9 protein-coding genes are annotated in these 17328 nt (G+C 68.2%); 3 read left to right on the plus strand and 6 right to left on the minus strand.

Annotated features, from left to right (window positions below):
- Positions 1–4: 4 nt before the first annotated feature.
- Together JHW38_RS09190 and JHW38_RS09195 are read left to right on the plus strand one after the other, a co-directional pair.
- On the plus strand, positions 5–2266 hold the full coding sequence (locus tag JHW38_RS09190; protein ID WP_207525642.1) for a hypothetical protein: 2262 nt from the start codon (positions 5–7) through the stop codon (positions 2264–2266).
- A 17-nt stretch (positions 2267–2283) separates the two neighbouring features.
- A complete protein-coding gene (locus tag JHW38_RS09195) occupies positions 2284–3885 on the plus strand; it encodes a DUF6519 domain-containing protein (protein ID WP_207525643.1) in 1602 nt (533 codons plus the stop codon).
- Positions 3886–3981: 96 nt separating this feature from the next.
- Here the strand turns inward: JHW38_RS09195 and JHW38_RS09200 are convergent, their stop codons facing one another.
- Positions 3982–5064 carry an alpha/beta hydrolase family protein gene (locus JHW38_RS09200; RefSeq protein WP_207525644.1) on the minus strand — a complete coding sequence of 361 codons (1083 nt, stop codon included), beginning with the start codon at positions 5062–5064 and terminating at the stop codon, positions 3982–3984.
- A gap of 141 nt (positions 5065–5205) precedes the next feature.
- Complete coding sequence (locus tag JHW38_RS09205; protein WP_207525645.1) at positions 5206–6051, minus strand: esterase/lipase family protein; 846 nt, start codon at positions 6049–6051, stop codon at positions 5206–5208.
- A gap of 140 nt (positions 6052–6191) precedes the next feature.
- On the opposite strand from JHW38_RS09205, the gene JHW38_RS09210 reads away from it, so the two are divergent.
- Positions 6192–6881 (plus strand): TetR/AcrR family transcriptional regulator, encoded by a 690-nt coding sequence (locus JHW38_RS09210; RefSeq protein ID WP_207525646.1) that lies wholly within the window; start codon positions 6192–6194, stop codon positions 6879–6881.
- A gap of 151 nt (positions 6882–7032) precedes the next feature.
- On the opposite strand, the gene JHW38_RS09215 is transcribed toward JHW38_RS09210, so the two are convergent.
- The 4 genes from JHW38_RS09215 to JHW38_RS09230 all read right to left on the minus strand — a co-directional run bounded on the left by JHW38_RS09215 (position 7033) and on the right by JHW38_RS09230 (position 17002).
- On the minus strand, positions 7033–7452 hold the full coding sequence (locus JHW38_RS09215) for a hypothetical protein (protein ID WP_207525647.1): 420 nt from the start codon (positions 7450–7452) through the stop codon (positions 7033–7035).
- A 2-nt stretch (positions 7453–7454) separates the two neighbouring features.
- Positions 7455–10022: a hypothetical protein gene (locus JHW38_RS09220; RefSeq protein WP_207525648.1), complete on the minus strand. Its 2568-nt coding sequence runs from the start codon at positions 10020–10022 to the stop codon at positions 7455–7457.
- Between the two features lie 471 nt (positions 10023–10493).
- Positions 10494–13517, minus strand: coding sequence for a TonB-dependent receptor plug domain-containing protein (locus tag JHW38_RS09225; RefSeq protein ID WP_207525649.1), 3024 nt, complete (start codon positions 13515–13517; stop codon positions 10494–10496).
- 125 nt (positions 13518–13642) lie between these two features.
- A complete protein-coding gene (locus JHW38_RS09230; RefSeq protein ID WP_207525650.1) occupies positions 13643–17002 on the minus strand; it encodes a TIM-barrel domain-containing protein in 3360 nt (1119 codons plus the stop codon).
- Positions 17003–17328 lie beyond the last annotated feature (326 nt).

Consider the following 17328-nt stretch of genomic DNA (forward strand, 5'->3'; position numbering starts at 1 on the left):
CGACATGGATATTCCCTCGCTGCACGTCCCGCCGCGCGTCGACCGCCTCTACCGGCTGCTGCCGGCGATCCACCGCATCCGCGATGCCGAGCAGGGCTATCCGCTGCAGGCGCTGCTGCGCACCATCGCCGAGCAGATGAATTTGGTCGAGGACGACATCGCCCGGCTCTACGACAACTGGTTCGTGGAAACCGCCGACGACTGGGCGGTGCCGTACCTCGCCGACCTGCTCGGCTATCGCCCGGTGCTCGCCGCCGGCGCGCTGTCGCGCGAACTCGGTGCGTCCGGGCAGGCGCTGAACCGCGCGCTGGTGCCGCGGCGCGAAGTCGCCCACCTGATCGGCCAGCGCCGGCGCAAGGGCACGATCGCCCTGCTCGAAGACCTGGCCTTCGACGTCGCCGGCTGGCCGACCCGCGCGGTCGAATTCTTCAAGCTGCTCGACCGCACGCAGGACATCAACCATCTGCACAGCGACCGCCTCGGCACCGCGTCGATGCGCGACGGCGCCGCGCTGGAGCGTTGCGGCAGTCCGTTCGACACCCTCGCCCACAGCGTCGACGTGCGCCGCATCGCCTCGCACCGTCGGGTCGGCCGCCACAACATTCCGAGCGTCGGCGTGTTCGCCTGGCGCATGCGCAGCTATCCGGTCACGCGCACGCCGGCTTACTGCGTCGAAGACGCCGGCCCGCATTGCTACACCTTCAGCGTGCTCGGCCAGGACGCGCCGCTGTACCGCAAGCCGCGGCCGGAAACCGACCCCAGCCATCTGGCCGAAGCCGGCAACCTGCCGCTGCCGCTGAGCCGGCGCGCGCTGCGCGACGGGCTGGCCGAGGAATACGGCAGCGACGCCAGCCTGGCGATCTGGGCCGAACAATGGGCCGGCAGCGACGGCAGCCAGCCGGTGCCGGCCAGCGCGATCGTGGTCGCCGACCTCAGCGGCTGGCGCTACCGCACGCCGCGCGGCAAGGTCGCGGTCGATCCGGTGCTCGGGCGGCTGATGTTCCCGCCGTCGCAGGTGCCGAAGAAAGGCGTGCGGGTCAGCTATCGCTACGGCTTCGCGATGGACCTGGGCGGCGGCGAGTATCTGCGCGGAGTGCAGGATCCGGCGCAGGACTTCGTGCTGTACCGGGTCGGCGACAGCGAGGCGGCCGCCGCCGCGGACCAGGACCCGGCCTTGCCGCCGGTGGTGCCGCGCATCGGCGACGCGCTGCGGCGCTGGAACGAGCAATCGCCGCAGCATGCGGTGATCGAACTGCTGCACAGCGGCGTGTGGGTGGAACCGCTGCATGTCCGCCTGCGCCCCGGCCAGTCGCTGACTCTGCGCGCGGCCGACGGCGTGCGTCCGGTGATCCGCCTGATCGACTGGCAGACCGACCTGCCCGACGCGTTGACCGTGGAAATGGACGTGGGCAGCCGCTTCCATCTCGACGGCATCCTGCTGACCGGGCGGCCGCTGCACGTGTGCGCGCCGCGCGAGCCCGGCACCTACGCACAGGACGCGCAAGCCACGCCGAACTGCGCCGCCGAAGTCTCGATCCGCCATTGCACCCTGGTGCCCGGCTGGGGCATCGATTGCGGCTGCGAACCCGAGCGTCCGGCCGAACCGAGCCTGGAGCTGCATGGCGTGCGCGCCAAGGTAAGCGTGCGCCACAGCATCCTCGGCTCGATCCAGGTGCAGGAGGACGAAGTCGGCACCGATCCGATCCCGCTGTCGATCGAGGACAGCATCGTCGACGCCGCCGGCCCGCGCGAGCAGGCGATCGGCGCGCCCGCCGCCGCGGTCGCCCACGCGTGTCTGACCATGCGCCGCTGCACCTTGTTCGGCAGGGTCGAGGTGCATGCGGTGGAACTGGCCGAAAACAGCCTGTTCAACGACTGCCTCAACGTCGCCCGCCGGCAACTGGGCTGCATGCGCTTTTGCTACGTGCCGTGCCGCTGCCGCACGCCGCGCCGCTACCGCTGCCAGCCCGACGAAGCGATCGCCGCGATCCGCGCGCAGCAGTGGCCGGCGGATGTCGAAGCCGAACTGATCGCGGCCGAACGATTGCGCCTGCGGCCGCGTTACCGCTCGCGCCGCTACGGCCGTCCCGGCTACGCGCGGCTCGCGGCCGAATGCGCGCCCGAGTTGTTCCGCGGCGCCGACGACCAGTCCGAGCCCGGCGTCTACCACGATCTGTTCGAACCCCAGCGCCAAGCCAACCTGCGCGCGCGCCTGGACCAGCACACCCCGGCCGGCATGACGGTCGGACTTCTTCTTGCCGACTGACCTGAAAGGACACAGACATGAAAGGCGACTTCTCGCGGGTGAGCTTCGACCCCCGCAACCATTTCAGCCAGGTGCTGCTGCAACAGGGCCGGGTCACCCTGGACGCGGATCCGAACGAGCAGGGCGCGATCCTGCTGCACTACCTGCGCACGCTCGCGCGCGACCTGTTCGGGCCGTACGCCGCGCCGGTCGACAACGCCGGCTTCGACCTGCAGCTCGACGGCGACGACGGCGCGCTGAGCCTGCGCATCGGCGCCGGCCGCTACTACGTGCAGGGCATCCTGTGCGAGAACGAAGGCTGCGACTACACCGCCCAGCCGCACTTCCGCCCGCAGCCGCAGGGCAAGGAGCAAGGCTCCGGCGACCCGCTGCGGCGCTGGCTGGAATCGTCGAACCGCGACGACGACACGCGCTTCTGGATTTACCTCAAGGTGTGGGAGCGCCACCTCACCAGCGTGGAATGGCCGCAACTGCGCGAGGTCGCGCTCGGCGGCCCCGACACCTGCAGCCGCGCCCAGGTGGTGTGGCAGGTGCGCGCGCTGGCGCTCGACGAGATCGAAAGCGCGCTGAAGGATCGCTACGAAGCGACCAAAGCGCGCCTCGGCACGACCCAGGACGACGCCGAACGCGCGCGCTTGCAGGCGCGCCTGGACGATCTGCAAGAGCGCATCTCGCAATTGAACGAGGACTACCGCCAGTCCTGCGCGGTGCCGCTGGCGCTGTTCGACCGCGACCTGCCGACCCTGGCCGCGCAGCTGCGCCCGGCCGAGCGCCTCGACGACCCGTGCATCGTCAGCCCCGACGCCGAGTACCGCGGCGCCGAGAACCAGCTGTACCGGGTCGAGATCCACCGCGGCAACGAGGACGGCGGCACCGCCACGTTCAAATGGTCGCGCGACAACGGCAGCGTGCTGACCCGCTGGATCGGCGGCGGCGGCAGCCGTCTGGAAGTGGCCAACCCGCGCGACTTCCGCGACGCGCAATGGATCGAACTCAGCGACGAGGACGACGACCTGCTCGGCGAGCCCGGCAGCCTGTGCCGCATCGCCAGCGTCGAAGGCAACGTGCTGATCCTCACCGCCGAACAGGACCGCCTGCCCGGCCCGACCAGCAAGCTGCGGCGCTGGGACCAGAGCGCGAACGGCGACGTGCGCCTGAAGGACGGCGCGGTGCCGGTGGTCGACAAGAACGGCGACTACGCCTGGATCGACCTGGAAGACGGCGTGCAGGTGCGCTTCGCCGCCGACGGCGAATACCGCAGCGGCGATTACTGGCTGATCCCGGCGCGCACCACCGGCAAGATCGACTGGCCGCTCGATTCCACCGGCAACGCGGCCTACCAGCCGCCGCGCGGCGCCGACCCACAATACGCGCCGCTGGGTTTCATCGGCGCCAATTCCGACGGCAACCCGAGCGCGGAAACGCCGTGCCGCTGCTTCGTCCATCCGACCAGCACCTGCGGGATCCTGCAAGGGCGGGTGCGCGAAGATGGCGACCGGGTGGTGGCGAAGCCGCAGGCGCTCGACACCCAGGCGGCGACCAAGGCGGTCGCCAAGGTCGCGCGTACGACCAAGAGCACGAGCAAAGACGCTGCGGGCAAAGGCGGCAAGGACGTCTGAGCCGGCGCGCCCGCTGCGCCCGCAATGGGCGCGCGGGCTGCGCTTGCGGCGCTCCGGCGCGGTCCGCGTCGGAGCGTCGCGTTCGCTGCTTCGCGCTTACTTCAATTCCGCCGCGGCCCGATTGCGGTCGACGCCAACGATCGGCCATGCGCTCGGCACGAACTGTTCGTCCAGCGACAGTTTGTAGTTCGCGCCGACGAAATAGGCCTTGGCCGCCGCATTGTCCTGCAACACATAGCGGATGAAAGCCGTGCTGATGCCGCCGAACTCGTTGTACCTCAGCTCGCGCACCGGGCTGAAATGGGTCGCGAAGCGCGCGGTCGCGCCCCACGCCGGCAGCCGCTGCAGCTGCGGGTCCTGCCACAGGTTCGGCCAGGCGATCGCCGGCACCACGGTGTCGGCCGCGCCGGTCAGGATCAGCGCCGGCGCCTGCAGGGTCGCGCTGAGGCCGAGCGGTCCGGGTTCGATCGGCAACACTCCGACGATGCGCAGGCGCGGGTCGATCGCCGCCTGCACGCGCGCCGGAAAACTGCCGGTCTGCAGCGCCGCCTGCCCACCGGCCGAATGCCCCGCGATCAGCGTGCGCGCCAGATCGACCTTGCCGAACAACGGCGACTGCGGATCGCGATCCATGCGGATCAGTTCGTTGAGCCCGAGCAGCGGCATCGCCGGCGTGGAGTTGATGAAGTCGCCGACGTTCATGACGATGACGCCCTGGCTGGCCCAGTGCTGCACCATCGGCGCGTACTGCCCCGGGTTCGACAGGATGCCGCCGGCGAACACCACCACCGGCAGTTTGCCGAGCTGGCCGATGTTGCGCGGGTAATACACGCTGGTGCTGATCGGGTCTTCGAAGCCGTACGGGAACGCGGCATCGCAGCGCACGCCCGTATCGAGCAGCACCAGTTTCGCGATCAGGCCGACCAGTCCGCGGCAATCGCCGACCACCGCGTCGGTGGCGACGCTGTACGGCCCGGGCGCCGCAGCGAATTGCGCGTTGGCCTTGCCGAACGCGGGAAACAGCAGGGAGCGCGCCTGCACGTCCTGCTGCTGCAGGTAGGCGAGCCGGACCGCCGGTTCGCTCACGCGTTCGGTCGCCGGTTCTGCCGCGCCGGCGTGAGCGGACAGCGCCGACAACGCCAGCAGCGCCGCGGCGCTGAGCTTGTGCTTGGTTTTCATTTCGTATCGTCCTGACTGCGGGGGGAGGTTCGCATTGGGGAGGTTCGCGTTGCGCTGCATCCGCGCCGTTGCGTGGCGGCCCGGGCGCGGTACGGGCCTTGCGCGCGTCCGGCCGCAGCGCGGCCGGACGCGCGCGGACGCTCACAGACCCAGCGGCCAGTACGGCACGCAGGTCGCCGGCCGCTGCGGATCCAGCGCGTTGAGCACCAGACTCAGCACGTTCGGCGAGATCGCCATGCCGACGTGGTTGCTGAAATCCAGCGGGCAGCGGTCCTGCAACACCACGTCGCGCGCGTTCGGCGCCTGCATGAAACCGCTGGTGTACGGCACCACGGTGCGGTCGTAGCGGGTGGCGATGTTGACGTACTCGACGCCCGGCACCGCCGCGGTTCCGCCGGCGTTGAGCTCGTCGAGGAACGCGCTAGGCGGCAGGTATTCCAGGCACGCGGCGCACACGCCGTCGTAAAACGCGGCGCCGAGGTACGGCGCGGCGTCGGTCAGCGCATGCACCAGATCGTTGAGCCCGTTCAAAGTCGTGCCGCGGTAATTCGGCGCGAAACCGATCAGCTTGCGGACCTTGCCGGCGCCGCCGGCGTATTTGATGTAGTACGCCGGAACCGTGGTGCCTTCGGAATGGCCGACGATGTCGAGCTTGGCCGCGCCGGTGGCGGCGAGCACGCGGTCGACGAAGCCGCCGAGCTCGATCGCGCTGTCGGCCATCGGCGCGATGCCTTTGACCCCGAACGCGCCGGCGCCGTAATCCAGCGAATACACGCAGCGCCCGGTCGCGGCGATCTTCGGCCCCATGTAGGCCCAGTTGAGCAGGCGGCCGGCGCCGAGGCCGTGCACCAGCACCACCGGCTCGGGATGCGCCGCCGACGGCGTGCAGCGCCAGTCGTTGATACCGCGGTCCGCGGCCGCGGCCGGCAGGGCCGCGCAGGCGGCGACGAGCAATGCGACAAGGGCGAGCGCGCGACGTAGATTCATCTGGGGTGCTCCGGTGGGCGGGTGGATGCCGCGTTGGCCGGCCAGGGGTTCCCGGATAAACTGAAAACCAACCTGACCACATTCCCGGCGATCACTACTGCATGCCCGCCTCATCTGGCAAGAGCCCTGACCAGATTCCTTTGACCGCCTCCGCAGAACCGGCCGAAGCGGCGCCGGCGCGCCCGCGCGTCTACCGCAACCGCACATCGGACGAGCGTCGCGCCGAACGCCGCGACAAGCTGCTGGAGGCGGCCAAGACCGCGTTCACCGAGCAGGGCTACGCCCGTACCTCGATCGAGCACCTGTGCGCGGCCGCCGGCATCTCCACCCGCAACTTCTATGAGGAGTTCGCGCGCAAGGAGGAAGTGCTGTTCGCGCTCTACGACACGGTCAACGGCCAGGCCCTGGACGCGGCGCTGGCGGCGACCCGCGACGCCCCGCTCGACGTGGTCGCGCGCGCCCAGGCCGGCGTGCGCGCCTACCTGCGGGTGATGACCGCCGACCCGCGCCTGGCGCGCATCTCCTACGTCGAATCGGTCGGCGTCAGCGCCGAGATGGAGCGCCACCGCAACGCGTCCTACCGCGCCTTCGCCGCCTTGATCGAACGCCAGGCCGGCGAACTGATGGCCGCCGGCTTCATCCCGACCCGCGATTTCTCGCTGACCGCGATCGCCCTGGTCGGCGCGGTCAAGGAACTCGGCGTGGCCACGGTCGCGGCCGGCGCGGGCGAGGAGGAAGCGCGGATCGAACGCGCCAGCGAGGAGGCGGCGCGGTTGGTGGTTGCGGCGATATTGGCGCCGTCGTTGCGGGGGTTGTTGGGGTCAGCCTGATCAGCCAGGCCGACTCCTCGCGAGCCCGCGCCCTTGGCGCCGCCATGCGCCGCCCCGCTCGCGAACTTCGGCACAAGCAGCGCTTGAAGCTCAAGCGGCCTCCAGCTCCGGCTGCGTGCGTTGTCGCGCGCAGCCGAACCCCAGACGAGTTTTACCCGGAAATACCCAGCCGCTTGAGCAGCGCGACGGTGACCTTCTTCGACGGAAGTTCCATCGCCGAATCGTGGACTTCCTGCATTTTCTGCTTCAGGGCATCCACATACGCCTGCGGCTTGCCGGCCATGACCGCCACCTGCAGCGCCTCCATGATGTAGTTGCGCAAACGCAACTCCGCTCCCGCCGCGAAACCGTTGTCCGGCGTCGCCCTGCGAACGCAATCGTCCACATCGAACTGCGACTGCACGTTGTCGCAAAAACTGTCGAGGTGCAGGTCGATGAAGTAAACCTTCGATCCATCCGCGATATTCGGGAACGCGCCATGATCGAAGCCGGCGACCTCTTGTCCGGACTCGACGACAGCCCAGATCCCTGAACCGCTCGCGCGCGCAACTCCTTTTCCGATGGCGTTCATGCTCAGGTCCCTCCCGCTCGGGAAATTCGCACCGCCCTGGTATCGAGCGGCTTGCTCGCGGCATCGAAGAATTCGAGCTTCGCCCCGCTCTCGTCGGCGGGAATGCTTCGGGTCTTGGCGGCCGAGAAAGCGATCTCCAAACGGTCGGCGCCAAGCGGCTTCAGCACGCCCGCCTGTCCGTGCAAGGTCACCTTCTTGACCAAGTCCAGATTCTTGCCCTGTACGGTGATCGTGAAATCCGACGGCACCGCGAAATGCAGATCCGGACTGATCGACGCTATGGCCATCTGCTTCGCCGCAGCTGCGGGCGCGGCGGCCGCGCCGTCCTTGCAGGCGTCGCCCGAGGGGGCGTCGACGTAATCCAGGTCGTGCCTGTCCCGACCGTGCGGTGAAATCACCCACACCGAGCGGTCTTTCTGCATCGCCGCCAGACGCGGCGAAATCGCGGGCGCCTTCACCACGATGCCGCGCATGTCCGGCGCGATGCTGAAATCGCTTGGCGTCAACGATTGGCCCAGCACCATCACGGTCTGTGCGCGCCATACGTTGCGTCCCTCCAGCAGCAACACGGAAGGGAAGCAGGCATTCACCGTACCCGACACTTGGCTGATCCGGACGCCCCTGTCGGCGCTGCCCAGCAACAGCGAGGTGAACCAGTCGAAGTCCGCGGCCTTGCGGTCTATCGGCACGACGATCGATTTACTCTGCGACCCCGCAAGTTCGCCGGATACCAGCTTCGCCGTCTGCGGCCCCCACTTGGTTTCGACCTGAAGCTCGATCGCGCGCCACCAGGCCGGCACCGACATGTCCACGGACAGGTCGTAAGGCTTCAACCTCTGCTCGATATCGATGCTGCCATGCTTGGCGTCCACCACCGCCCGCGGCCCGAGCACCCAGCCGAAGGTCTGTTTGCCGCCCACGGTGTATCCGACCACCGACGGCACCCGCTCGAGCGCGCTGACCTTGTCGACGGCTTGCCGCGAATAGCCTAATGCGGCATTCGCCGCCCGGCCCGACCCGGGCGCGGCCGCTGCTATGGACAACGCCAACGCCATGCTGTCGGCGGCGCGAGCGCTCGTCGACATCTGCTGCGCCTGTTCCCTGGGGCCTACCTCGTAAATACGGACGCCCGCCTCGCTGATGGCCGCGTCCAATTTCGCCAGCAAACCCTCTGAGCGCAGGGCATCCGCGTCCATTGGAATATCCGCGACGGCGCCGGCGCATGCGCCTATGACGCTCATTCGCCCGCGCGCCGCGTCCAGGAATCTCTCGGCCTCGGCCAAGTCGGCTTGAGTCGCGGTCGCCCGGCGCTCAGGAGACCATTTGTCGCGGTGCACTTGATAGTCGTAGCTGCGGATCCGCGCTTTCGCCCGATGCACGTCCCGCATGAAGGCGGCCACCGCCGCAGGCCTCGGCACCCCTGGAGTACCGGGCCCGCACGACTGCGCGATGCCTGTCGCGAGCGCCTTCGCATCGACGCTTGAAAGCCAGGACAGCGACTCGGAATAAGACACGGGCGGATCGCCCCAGCGGGCGTCCGCCGCCAACGCCGCCCGCGCCTTGTCGGCCGAGGCCGAACCGGTGCTGGGCATGGCCACGGGCTGCCCCAGGCTGCGGTCGACGAAGACCGCGCCCTCGCGTTCGAGCGCGGCCACATCCGAGCCCAAGCCAAAATCGCCGTTCACTCGCGCATGTGCGTTGATGCTGAGCATCCATTCGTCGATGTACTGCCGCTTGGCCACATCAGCGTCCCCGCCCTTCGGCTTGACGCTTACCTGGACCACGCCGAGCGACCTGGGCGCCTTCGGATCGGGAACGACCGTGACCTGAAAATTGAGGCGGACCAGCGCCGAGCCCCGATAATCGTGCAGATCGTCGAGCGAGGCCGCATTGCGCGCGCTCTTGAGCAAATCCAGATAGGCCTGCTGATCGCGAAAACGGTCGAACGGACTGGAAAGCGCGTCGGTCGCGGCGATCTTTCCGGCCTGGCCGGCGAACGCTGTCTTCATCGACGCGACCAAAGCATCGATCTGGGTCTTGAGCTTGTCCAGCGCTTCGGGCTCGACCTTGCCAGGACTCGTACCCAAGGGGGCCGATGCGGAAACGCCGAGATTCGGATTCACCGGCGCGGTCTGCTCAGGCAGCTTGCTGCGCAGGATCTCGGCGTCGCGCTTGAGCTGATCGAGTTGAAGCTGAAGCCGCAGCTGGTTGATCTCGTGCTGGATTTTGTCGCCCTCCTGGTCGCGGCGGTAGTCCAACCCTGCGGCGGGATCGAATTTCAAGCCGAGCGCGGCCGACAGAGCGCTTATCCGCTCGACGTCCCGGTAGATGTCGGGCGTGAACTGGACGTTTGGCGCGTCGTCGATCAGTTCCTGCAACCGCGCCATCTCGCGACTGCGTTCGCTGATGAGCGCCTCGCGGCTGTAAAGCTTCGGATCGGAAACGACGATCGTCCCCGGCAGCGAACGTTCGCTGGGATCGTACTTGGTCGACTTCGGACTGATCGTCGCGCACCCACATACAACAACCGCCGTGAACGCCAACACGAACCCTTGGCCCCTGAGTCTCATCGTCTTAGTCCTTGAAGACAGCGATCTCGTCCCGGCATCGGCTCGGCATTCACGACCGGCCCGTGTTCCGGCCGACATCGAACGAACGCCTTGGCCCAGCCCCCTGTGCCCAGCCCCGATCGCGAAACCGCTTCGATCCTGTGCGGCTGTCGCCGGCCGCTTTGCGGGTCCGCCGCGCAAATCACGCTTGCGCACCCACCTCATCGAAATCGTCCCGCTTACGACACCATGCGATCCAATGCAACGTGCCGCACTACCCGGAGCGGCCATGTTTCGATCGGTCTCGTCAACTCAAGCGAAAGCACTCTGGTTTTGCATCCATTTCATGCTTACGACTAAACCTTTAGACACACTTTTCGAAGATCTCCACTTCTAATAAGAAAAGCCCTCCTTTCGGAGGGCCTTTTTTTTGTTAGCTACTTCAACCAAGAATTCGGTCGAGCGCCGAATCTTAGCGGTTCGGCGCCGTCCTCAGAACTTGTAGCCCACGGTAAAGCTATAGCTGCGCCCGAAGATACTCGCGTAATCCGGCGAATCCCCCAGGAAGCTGTTCGGATCGTAGAACGGCAACCGATCGAACAGGTTCTTGACCGTCACGCCGACGTTGATCTTGTCGGTCGGCCGCCAGTTCAAACTCAGGTTCGCCGTCCACCACGACGGCGCGCCGTCGCACTGCGGCTTGGGCACCGGCAGGTAGCCGGCGGTGCAGGTCTGTTCGTTGTTGTCGACTTCGTCGACGCGCTCGCGCGCCCACTTGGTGCCGCCGACGTAGTTGACGAAGACGCTGGTGGTGAACTTCTGATAATTCCAGTCGGCGTTGATCGTCGCGCGCAGGCGCGGGTTGTTGTAGTAGCCGACGGTGTCGCCGTAGAACCAGCCGCTTTCGTCGTCGAGGTAGGAGCGGTTGCGGTTGGCGAGGGTCGCGGCCAGGCCGATGTTGAGGTTGCCCCACTCGCCCAGCGAGAAGCGGCTGCGCGCGTCGATGTCGAAGCCGTCGATCAGGGTGCGGCCGCGGTTCTTGTACTGGCCGACCACGCTGGCGACGTTGCCGGCGCTGTAGCCCGGCAGCGTGCCCGGGCAGGTCACGCCGCTGGCGGGGTCGGCGCACATCGCCGCCAGCGCCGCGACCGCGGCGCGGTCGGAGTCGGTGATCGGCGAGCGGATCAGTTCCGAGATGTCCTGGATCTTGCTGAAGTCCGGCGCGGAGATTTCGTTGCGGCGGTAGACGAACCAGTAGTCGGCCGACACCGACAGCCAGTCCAGCGGCTCGAACACGAAGCCCAGGGTGGCGATCTTGGCCTTCTCCGGTTTGAGCTCCTGGTTCGGCTGGGTCATGCGCGCGACGGTGCGGCTGCAATCGACGTTGAGCAGCGAGTTGCCGAGATCGACGTCGCCTGCGCGGCGCGACTGGCGCAGCAGGTTGGCGATGGCGTTGGTCTCGCTGCAACGCTGTTCGTCGCGGAAGCCGCCGAGCTGGGCGAACACGCCGCCGGTGCCGGCCTCGGCCAGGCTCGGCGCGCGGAAGCCTTCCGAGTAGGTGCCGCGCAGCATCAGCTGCGGCAGCACCTGGTACTTCAGGCCGATCTTCGGCGCCACGTTGGCGTTGAAGTTCGGGTACTTGTCCACGCGCAGCGCGGCGTCGAGTTCGAGCTTGTCGGTCAGCGGCGCCACGGTCTCGGCGAACAGCGCGTAGGTGTTGCGCTTGCCGTCGAACCACGAGCCGCCCTGCTGGGTGATCAGGCCGCGCGCGGCGTCTTCGTTGCCCGGGGTGTAGAAGGTCTCGCGGCTGATGTTGAAGCCGAACGCGGCGCGCATCTCACCGCCCTTGAGCTGGGCGATCGGCCCTTCGATCTTGCCGTCGAGGGTGTGCAGGCGGGTCCAGGACTGGATGTCGAAGGTCGGGTAGGCCTCGCGCAGCAGCTTCGAGTTGGCTTCGCTGATCTCGCCGAACTTGTACGCCGGGTGGTCGGAGATGATGACCCGGCCGGTGCCCGGATCGACGGTGAACGGTCCGAACGCCCTGCGGAAACCGTCGAGGTTGACGTTGATGGTCTGGTAGGTGGTCGAATGGGTGCCGGCGGTGGCGAACGCGGTTTCCCAGTTCCAGTCGCCGAAGCTGCCGCGCAGCCCGGTCAGCGCGCGGTAGCTCTTGTCGGTGTTGCGCTGGCCGAAGTAGTCGCTGCCGGCGTCCTGCAACAGGTACTGCAGGCCGACCACGCCGCCCATCATCGCGCGCAGCTCGGGGCTGGCGTGGTTGTACTCGTTGTTCGGGCCGAGGAAGGGATACAGGAACTGGTTGACGGTCGCGCCGGTGTCGCGCGAGAACCAGCTGGTCGGGTTGCCGGTGGTGGTGCTGAACGCGCGCGGGGTGCCGCCGTTGGCGCGCAGGTCGATGTCGGTGTAGGTCAGCTCGGTGAACGACTCGGTGTTCTCGCCGATCAGGAAATGCGCGTTGACGTAGCCGGTCATGCGCTCGGTCTGCGCGCCGGCGTCGATCTCGTTGTTCATCCAGGTCTGCCAGATGCAGCGCGGGCCGGCGGCTTCGCCGGTCAGCACGTTCTTGCAGCCCGGCGCGGCTTCCTGCACGCGCGCGCCGGTTCGCGGATCGAAGGCGAAGTAGGTGCCGGGGTTGAATTCGCCCGGCTTGCTGCCGGTGCCCAGGCGCAGGTTCTTGAGGTAGTTCGGATTGTTGATGTAGTACTGGTTCGGCCGCTTGTCGTAGAAATCGCTCAGCGGGATCGCGTCGCGGCGATAGAAATTGAAGGTGCCGTAGACGTTGAAGCGGTCCTTGTCGAGATCGCCGAAGCCGGCGGTGACGCTGGCCTGGTGCTCGCCGTAGGAATCGATGCGCGAGGACATGTCGGTGGTCGCGGTGACCTCGGCGCCCTGGTAGTTGCGCTTGGTGATGACGTTGATGACGCCGGCCATCGCGTCGGTGCCGTACACCGCCGAGGCGCCGTCGGTCAGCACTTCCATGCGGTCGATCGCCGCGGCCGGGATCGAGTCGATGTTGACGAACTGGGTCTGGAACCCGGCCGGCGCGCCGTAGTACGACAGGCGGCGGCCGTTGAGCAGGACCAGGGTCGCCTGCGCGCCGAGGCCGCGCAGGTTGGCCTGCGAGGCGCCGTCGGAGCCGGTGAACAGCGAGCGCGAATCCTGCTGCGCCGGACGCGCGGCCGGCAGGTTGTCGAGCACCTGCAACAGCGTGCGCGCGCCCATGTTCTCGATGTCCTGCTTGCTGATGACCTGCACGGGCGAGGCGGTTTCCACATCCGAGCGGCGGATGTTGGAACCGGTCACTTCCACCCGCGACAGTTCGGTGGTCTTGCCCTCGGCCTTGTCGCCCGGCGCGTCCTGCGCGGCGGCGAGCGGGAGGTGGCCGAGCAGCGCGGCGGCCAGCGCCAGCGACAGCGGAGCGACGGGAATGCGGGCGTTGCGACAGGAAACGGGGCGGTGGGCGCGGTGATCGCGCGGGCGGCGGCGGGCGGACGACATCGGAACTCTCCTGGCAGGATCTGCGGCGCGGATGGCGGAAAGAGGCAACAGCGATCCCGGGCCGCGGCCGGTCGGCCGCAGTCGGTATGGGCGGGGGGAGGAGCGGTGTTACGTGGCGAGTGCGGTCATGGCGCGAGGATGCTGGCGGTATCGCCCTCCTGGCCGATCAGCGCGGCGTTGGCCCAGTTGGCGCAGACCTGGGCGGGTTGGTCGCCCTGCGCGCCGAGCGTGCGCAGGCTCAGGCGGGACAGGCCGCGGATGTCGAGTTCCGGCTTGACCACGCCGGGCGCCTTGACCAGACCGCTGTCGTAGAGCAGGCGGCCGTCGCCCCAGACCTGGAATTGCAGGCCGCCGGCGGCGCGGCAGGCGTCGTCGACGCCGAGGTCGGCGCGCAGCAGACGCCACTGGCCGCGCAGGTCGACCTCGATGCGGCTGGCCGGACCGACGCCGAGGCCGCGGCGGAACAGCAAGCCGTTCATGCGCAGCGCGCCGTCGCCGCGGAACGCGCGGTCGGCGCGCGCCTGGGTGGCCAGGGCGGCCGGCAACGGCAGCTCGGAGAGATAGCGTTGCTGTGCCGGGCGCTCCGGTTCTTGATGTTCGAGGATGTGGAAGCTCGACAAGGCGATCGGGCCGACATCGCGCGGCTGCAGCGCATCGACCGCGCGCGCCGCGCCCGCTTGTGCAGCGATGACCATCGGATCGCTAGCCGAAGCGCCGTCGCCTTCGGGGTTCTGCACGCTGAGCACGCGGAAGCGCAGCAGGCGGCCGGCGCGCGCCGGGAAGTCGATGCGCTGGGTCTCCTGTTTCAGCTGCAGGCGGCCGCGCGCGACCGGTTCGCCCCACTCGCCGTTGCTGTCGCCGAGGTACACCTCGTAATCGCGCACCTGGCCGTGCTTCCAGTTCTTGTCGTTGCGCGGCGCCAGCTCGATGCCGTCGATCAGCTTGCGTTCGCCGAAGCCGATCGTCCATTCGTGCGCGCCGGTGCGGATCGCCTGATTGCGCACGCTGCGGAACCAGGTCTGCGGATCGTCGTCGAACGCGTTTTCCAGGGCGTGCCCAGGTTCTTCGGCCGGACGGTTGACCACCAGCAGGCTGTCGGCCGGCAAGGCGCGGCCCAGCGCCGGCGCGGCCGGATACGCATCGTCGGCGGGCGCCGCGGCGACGGCGAAGTCGAGCGCGAAACTCAGCGGCTTGCGGATGTCCGCCGCGGCGCTGCGCACGTGCACGCTGCCCTTGCGCTCGGCCGGATCGAAGTACCAGCCTTCCGCCGCGGCTTGCAGCGCGGCCGCATCCTTCAGTTGCGGCAGCGCGCGGCCGTCCAGCGACACCGAACGCGGCGCCTGCCGGCTCAGCACGCGCAGCGCGTAACGGCGCTGCGGCAACTGGCCTTGGTACTGGCCCTGCACCGCGTCGATCGCCACCGTCACCGGGCCGCTGCCGGCCGCCGGTGCGCTCATGCGCACCTGCTGGGTGCTCGACTCGCCTTGCTCGTAACGACGGGTGTTGCCGTCGTCCTCGTACAACGCGTACTGCGATTCGCCCTGCGGATACAGGTCGAACGCGATCTCGTCCAGCGGCTTCTCGCCGTCGTACAGCATCGCCGGATGCATCGGCACGATCGCGCCGGCGCGCACGAACAGCGGCAGCGTAGCCAGGTCGACCTGGCGGTCGAGATCGCGCCCGGCCGCGCCGGCCTGCACGCTGCGGCCGTCCCAGTAGTCGAACCAGCGCCCGGCCGGCAGATGGATGCCGCGCCGCCAGCCGCGGCTGGCGGCCTGGCTGCGGTACACCGGCGCCACCAGCAGATCGCGGCCGAGCAGGAACTGATATTTGTAGGCTTCGTCGCGCGCGTGCGGGTCCTGCGGGTAATCCCACATCAGCCCTCGCACCGGCGGCGCGCCGGTCTGCGCGGCCTCGTGGCTCAGGCCGTACATGTACGGCGTCAGCCGCATCTTCAACTTGAGGTAATCGCGGTTGATGCTGCGGTACGGCTCGTCGAACCACCACGGATGCTTGCGCGCGTTCGACGACCAGCCCGACATGCCCATCAGCACCGGCGTGAACGCTTTCCACTGCAGATCGCGGGTGTAAGTCTCGGCGCTGCCGCCGAAGATCGCGTCGACGTCGCCGGTGGCGTAGGCCATGCCCGACAGGCCCGAGCCGATCAGGGTCGGCACGTGCCAGCGGATGTAATCCCAGCTCGCGCTCTGGTCGCCGGTCCAGGCCACCGCATAGCGCTGGATGCCGGCCCAGCCCATCACCGTCCACAGGAACGGGCGCGAGTCGGAGTTCTTCATGATGCCGTCGAACGCGGACTGGTTCGCGTCCATCGCGAACTGATAGCCCTTGCCGGTCCAGGCCACGTCGAGCTTCTGCACCCGGCTGCCGGCGGTGCCGACTTCCCAGGCGATCTTGTCGACGCCGTTCTCGGTCCACAGGCCGGTGCGGAAACCGTATTTCGCCAGCCCCTTCACCGTCTCGGGCAGTTGCTTGTAGCCGCAGCCGTAGCCGTCGTTGGGCAGGATCCAGCCGCCGGGCATGTCGTGTTCGCGGTACTGGCGCGCGACGCTCTCGACCACATCGGGCGTGGTGCCGGTGGGGCCGTCGTGCCAGCCTTCGGGCACGGTGCCGGGCTTCTTGACGTTGTCGCCGTCGTTGTAGCAATCGGCGTCGCCGTACGACAGCGCCCAGCGCGGCAGCAGGCCGGCGCGGCCGGTGAGGCGGGTGTAGCGTTCGAGCAGGCGCGGCAGCTCGCCGACGAAGTAATACGCGTCGAAGCGGTCTTCGCGGTGCAGCAGCGTGGCCTGATCGCTCTGGCGCAGGTCGTAGCTGCCGTCGCTCCAGGTGTTGCGCAACATGCCCCAGCCGCGCGAGCTCAGCAGCATCGGCGCTGGGCTCGGGCGGTCGCCCTCCTCCCAGCCGCCGGAATACGACACTTCGACTTCGCGGCCCTTGAACTGATAGCGGCCGTTCTGCTGGCCGCCGCCGTAGAACGCTTCGTCGGGCTGCGACGACAGCACCTGCACGCTTTGCGCCGCGTCCAGGTCCAGCGGTTGCAGTTCCTGCCACAGCGGCGTGCGGCGCTCGCCGTCGATGCGCTCCAGCCGCAGCTTCAGCGGCGCGCGCTGCACGTGCAGCACCAAGGCGCCGGTGCGCACGCGCACTTCGGCCGCGTCTTCTTCGAGGCTGGCCGCGGTTTTTTCCGCCGCCTGCGGCAGCACGATCGGCGCAGCCTTGTCGCCGGCGCCGGTCAGCTTGCCGCGGCGGCCGGCCTGGACCCGCACGATGTCGTCGGCGAGCACGTCGATCCGCAGCACCGCGCCGGTGTCGGTGCTCAGTTCCCAGTTCGGCGTCGCGCCGTCGCCGGCGCGCACCGCGCGCAGGTTGCCGACCGGCTCGGCGACGGCCGGCACGGCCAGCGCGGCCAACAACGCGGCCGACAAAGTCGCGACCGACAGTCGCGCACGACGCACACGGAATTCCACCTTGCCCCCAAGGCCCGCGCGGCGGGCATTCGAAATCGATGAACGAAAAGCGAGTGCGGCCGACTCTAGGCCAGGATTTCAAAACCTGTCAATGAATTGAAAGAAAATAGGAAGAAATTCTTTGGTGAAACGAAAGATTGTGCAATGCAATACTTTCCAAAGTACGCAAAAACCCCTGTTAAGCGCGCAACGAAAGCGCTCTGCGCCAAACCTTTCGCTTTGACCCGGCCGGCACGCACACGAAGCCCATTTAGCCGGTTTCTTTTGTTTTACTTTCGATAATTGACTTTCCGAAAGAAAACGCAGATCGTGCCGTCGCTCAACAG

The sequence above is a fragment of the Lysobacter enzymogenes genome, from assembly GCF_017355525.1.
Taxonomy (GTDB): Bacteria; Pseudomonadota; Gammaproteobacteria; order Xanthomonadales; family Xanthomonadaceae; genus Lysobacter; species Lysobacter enzymogenes_C.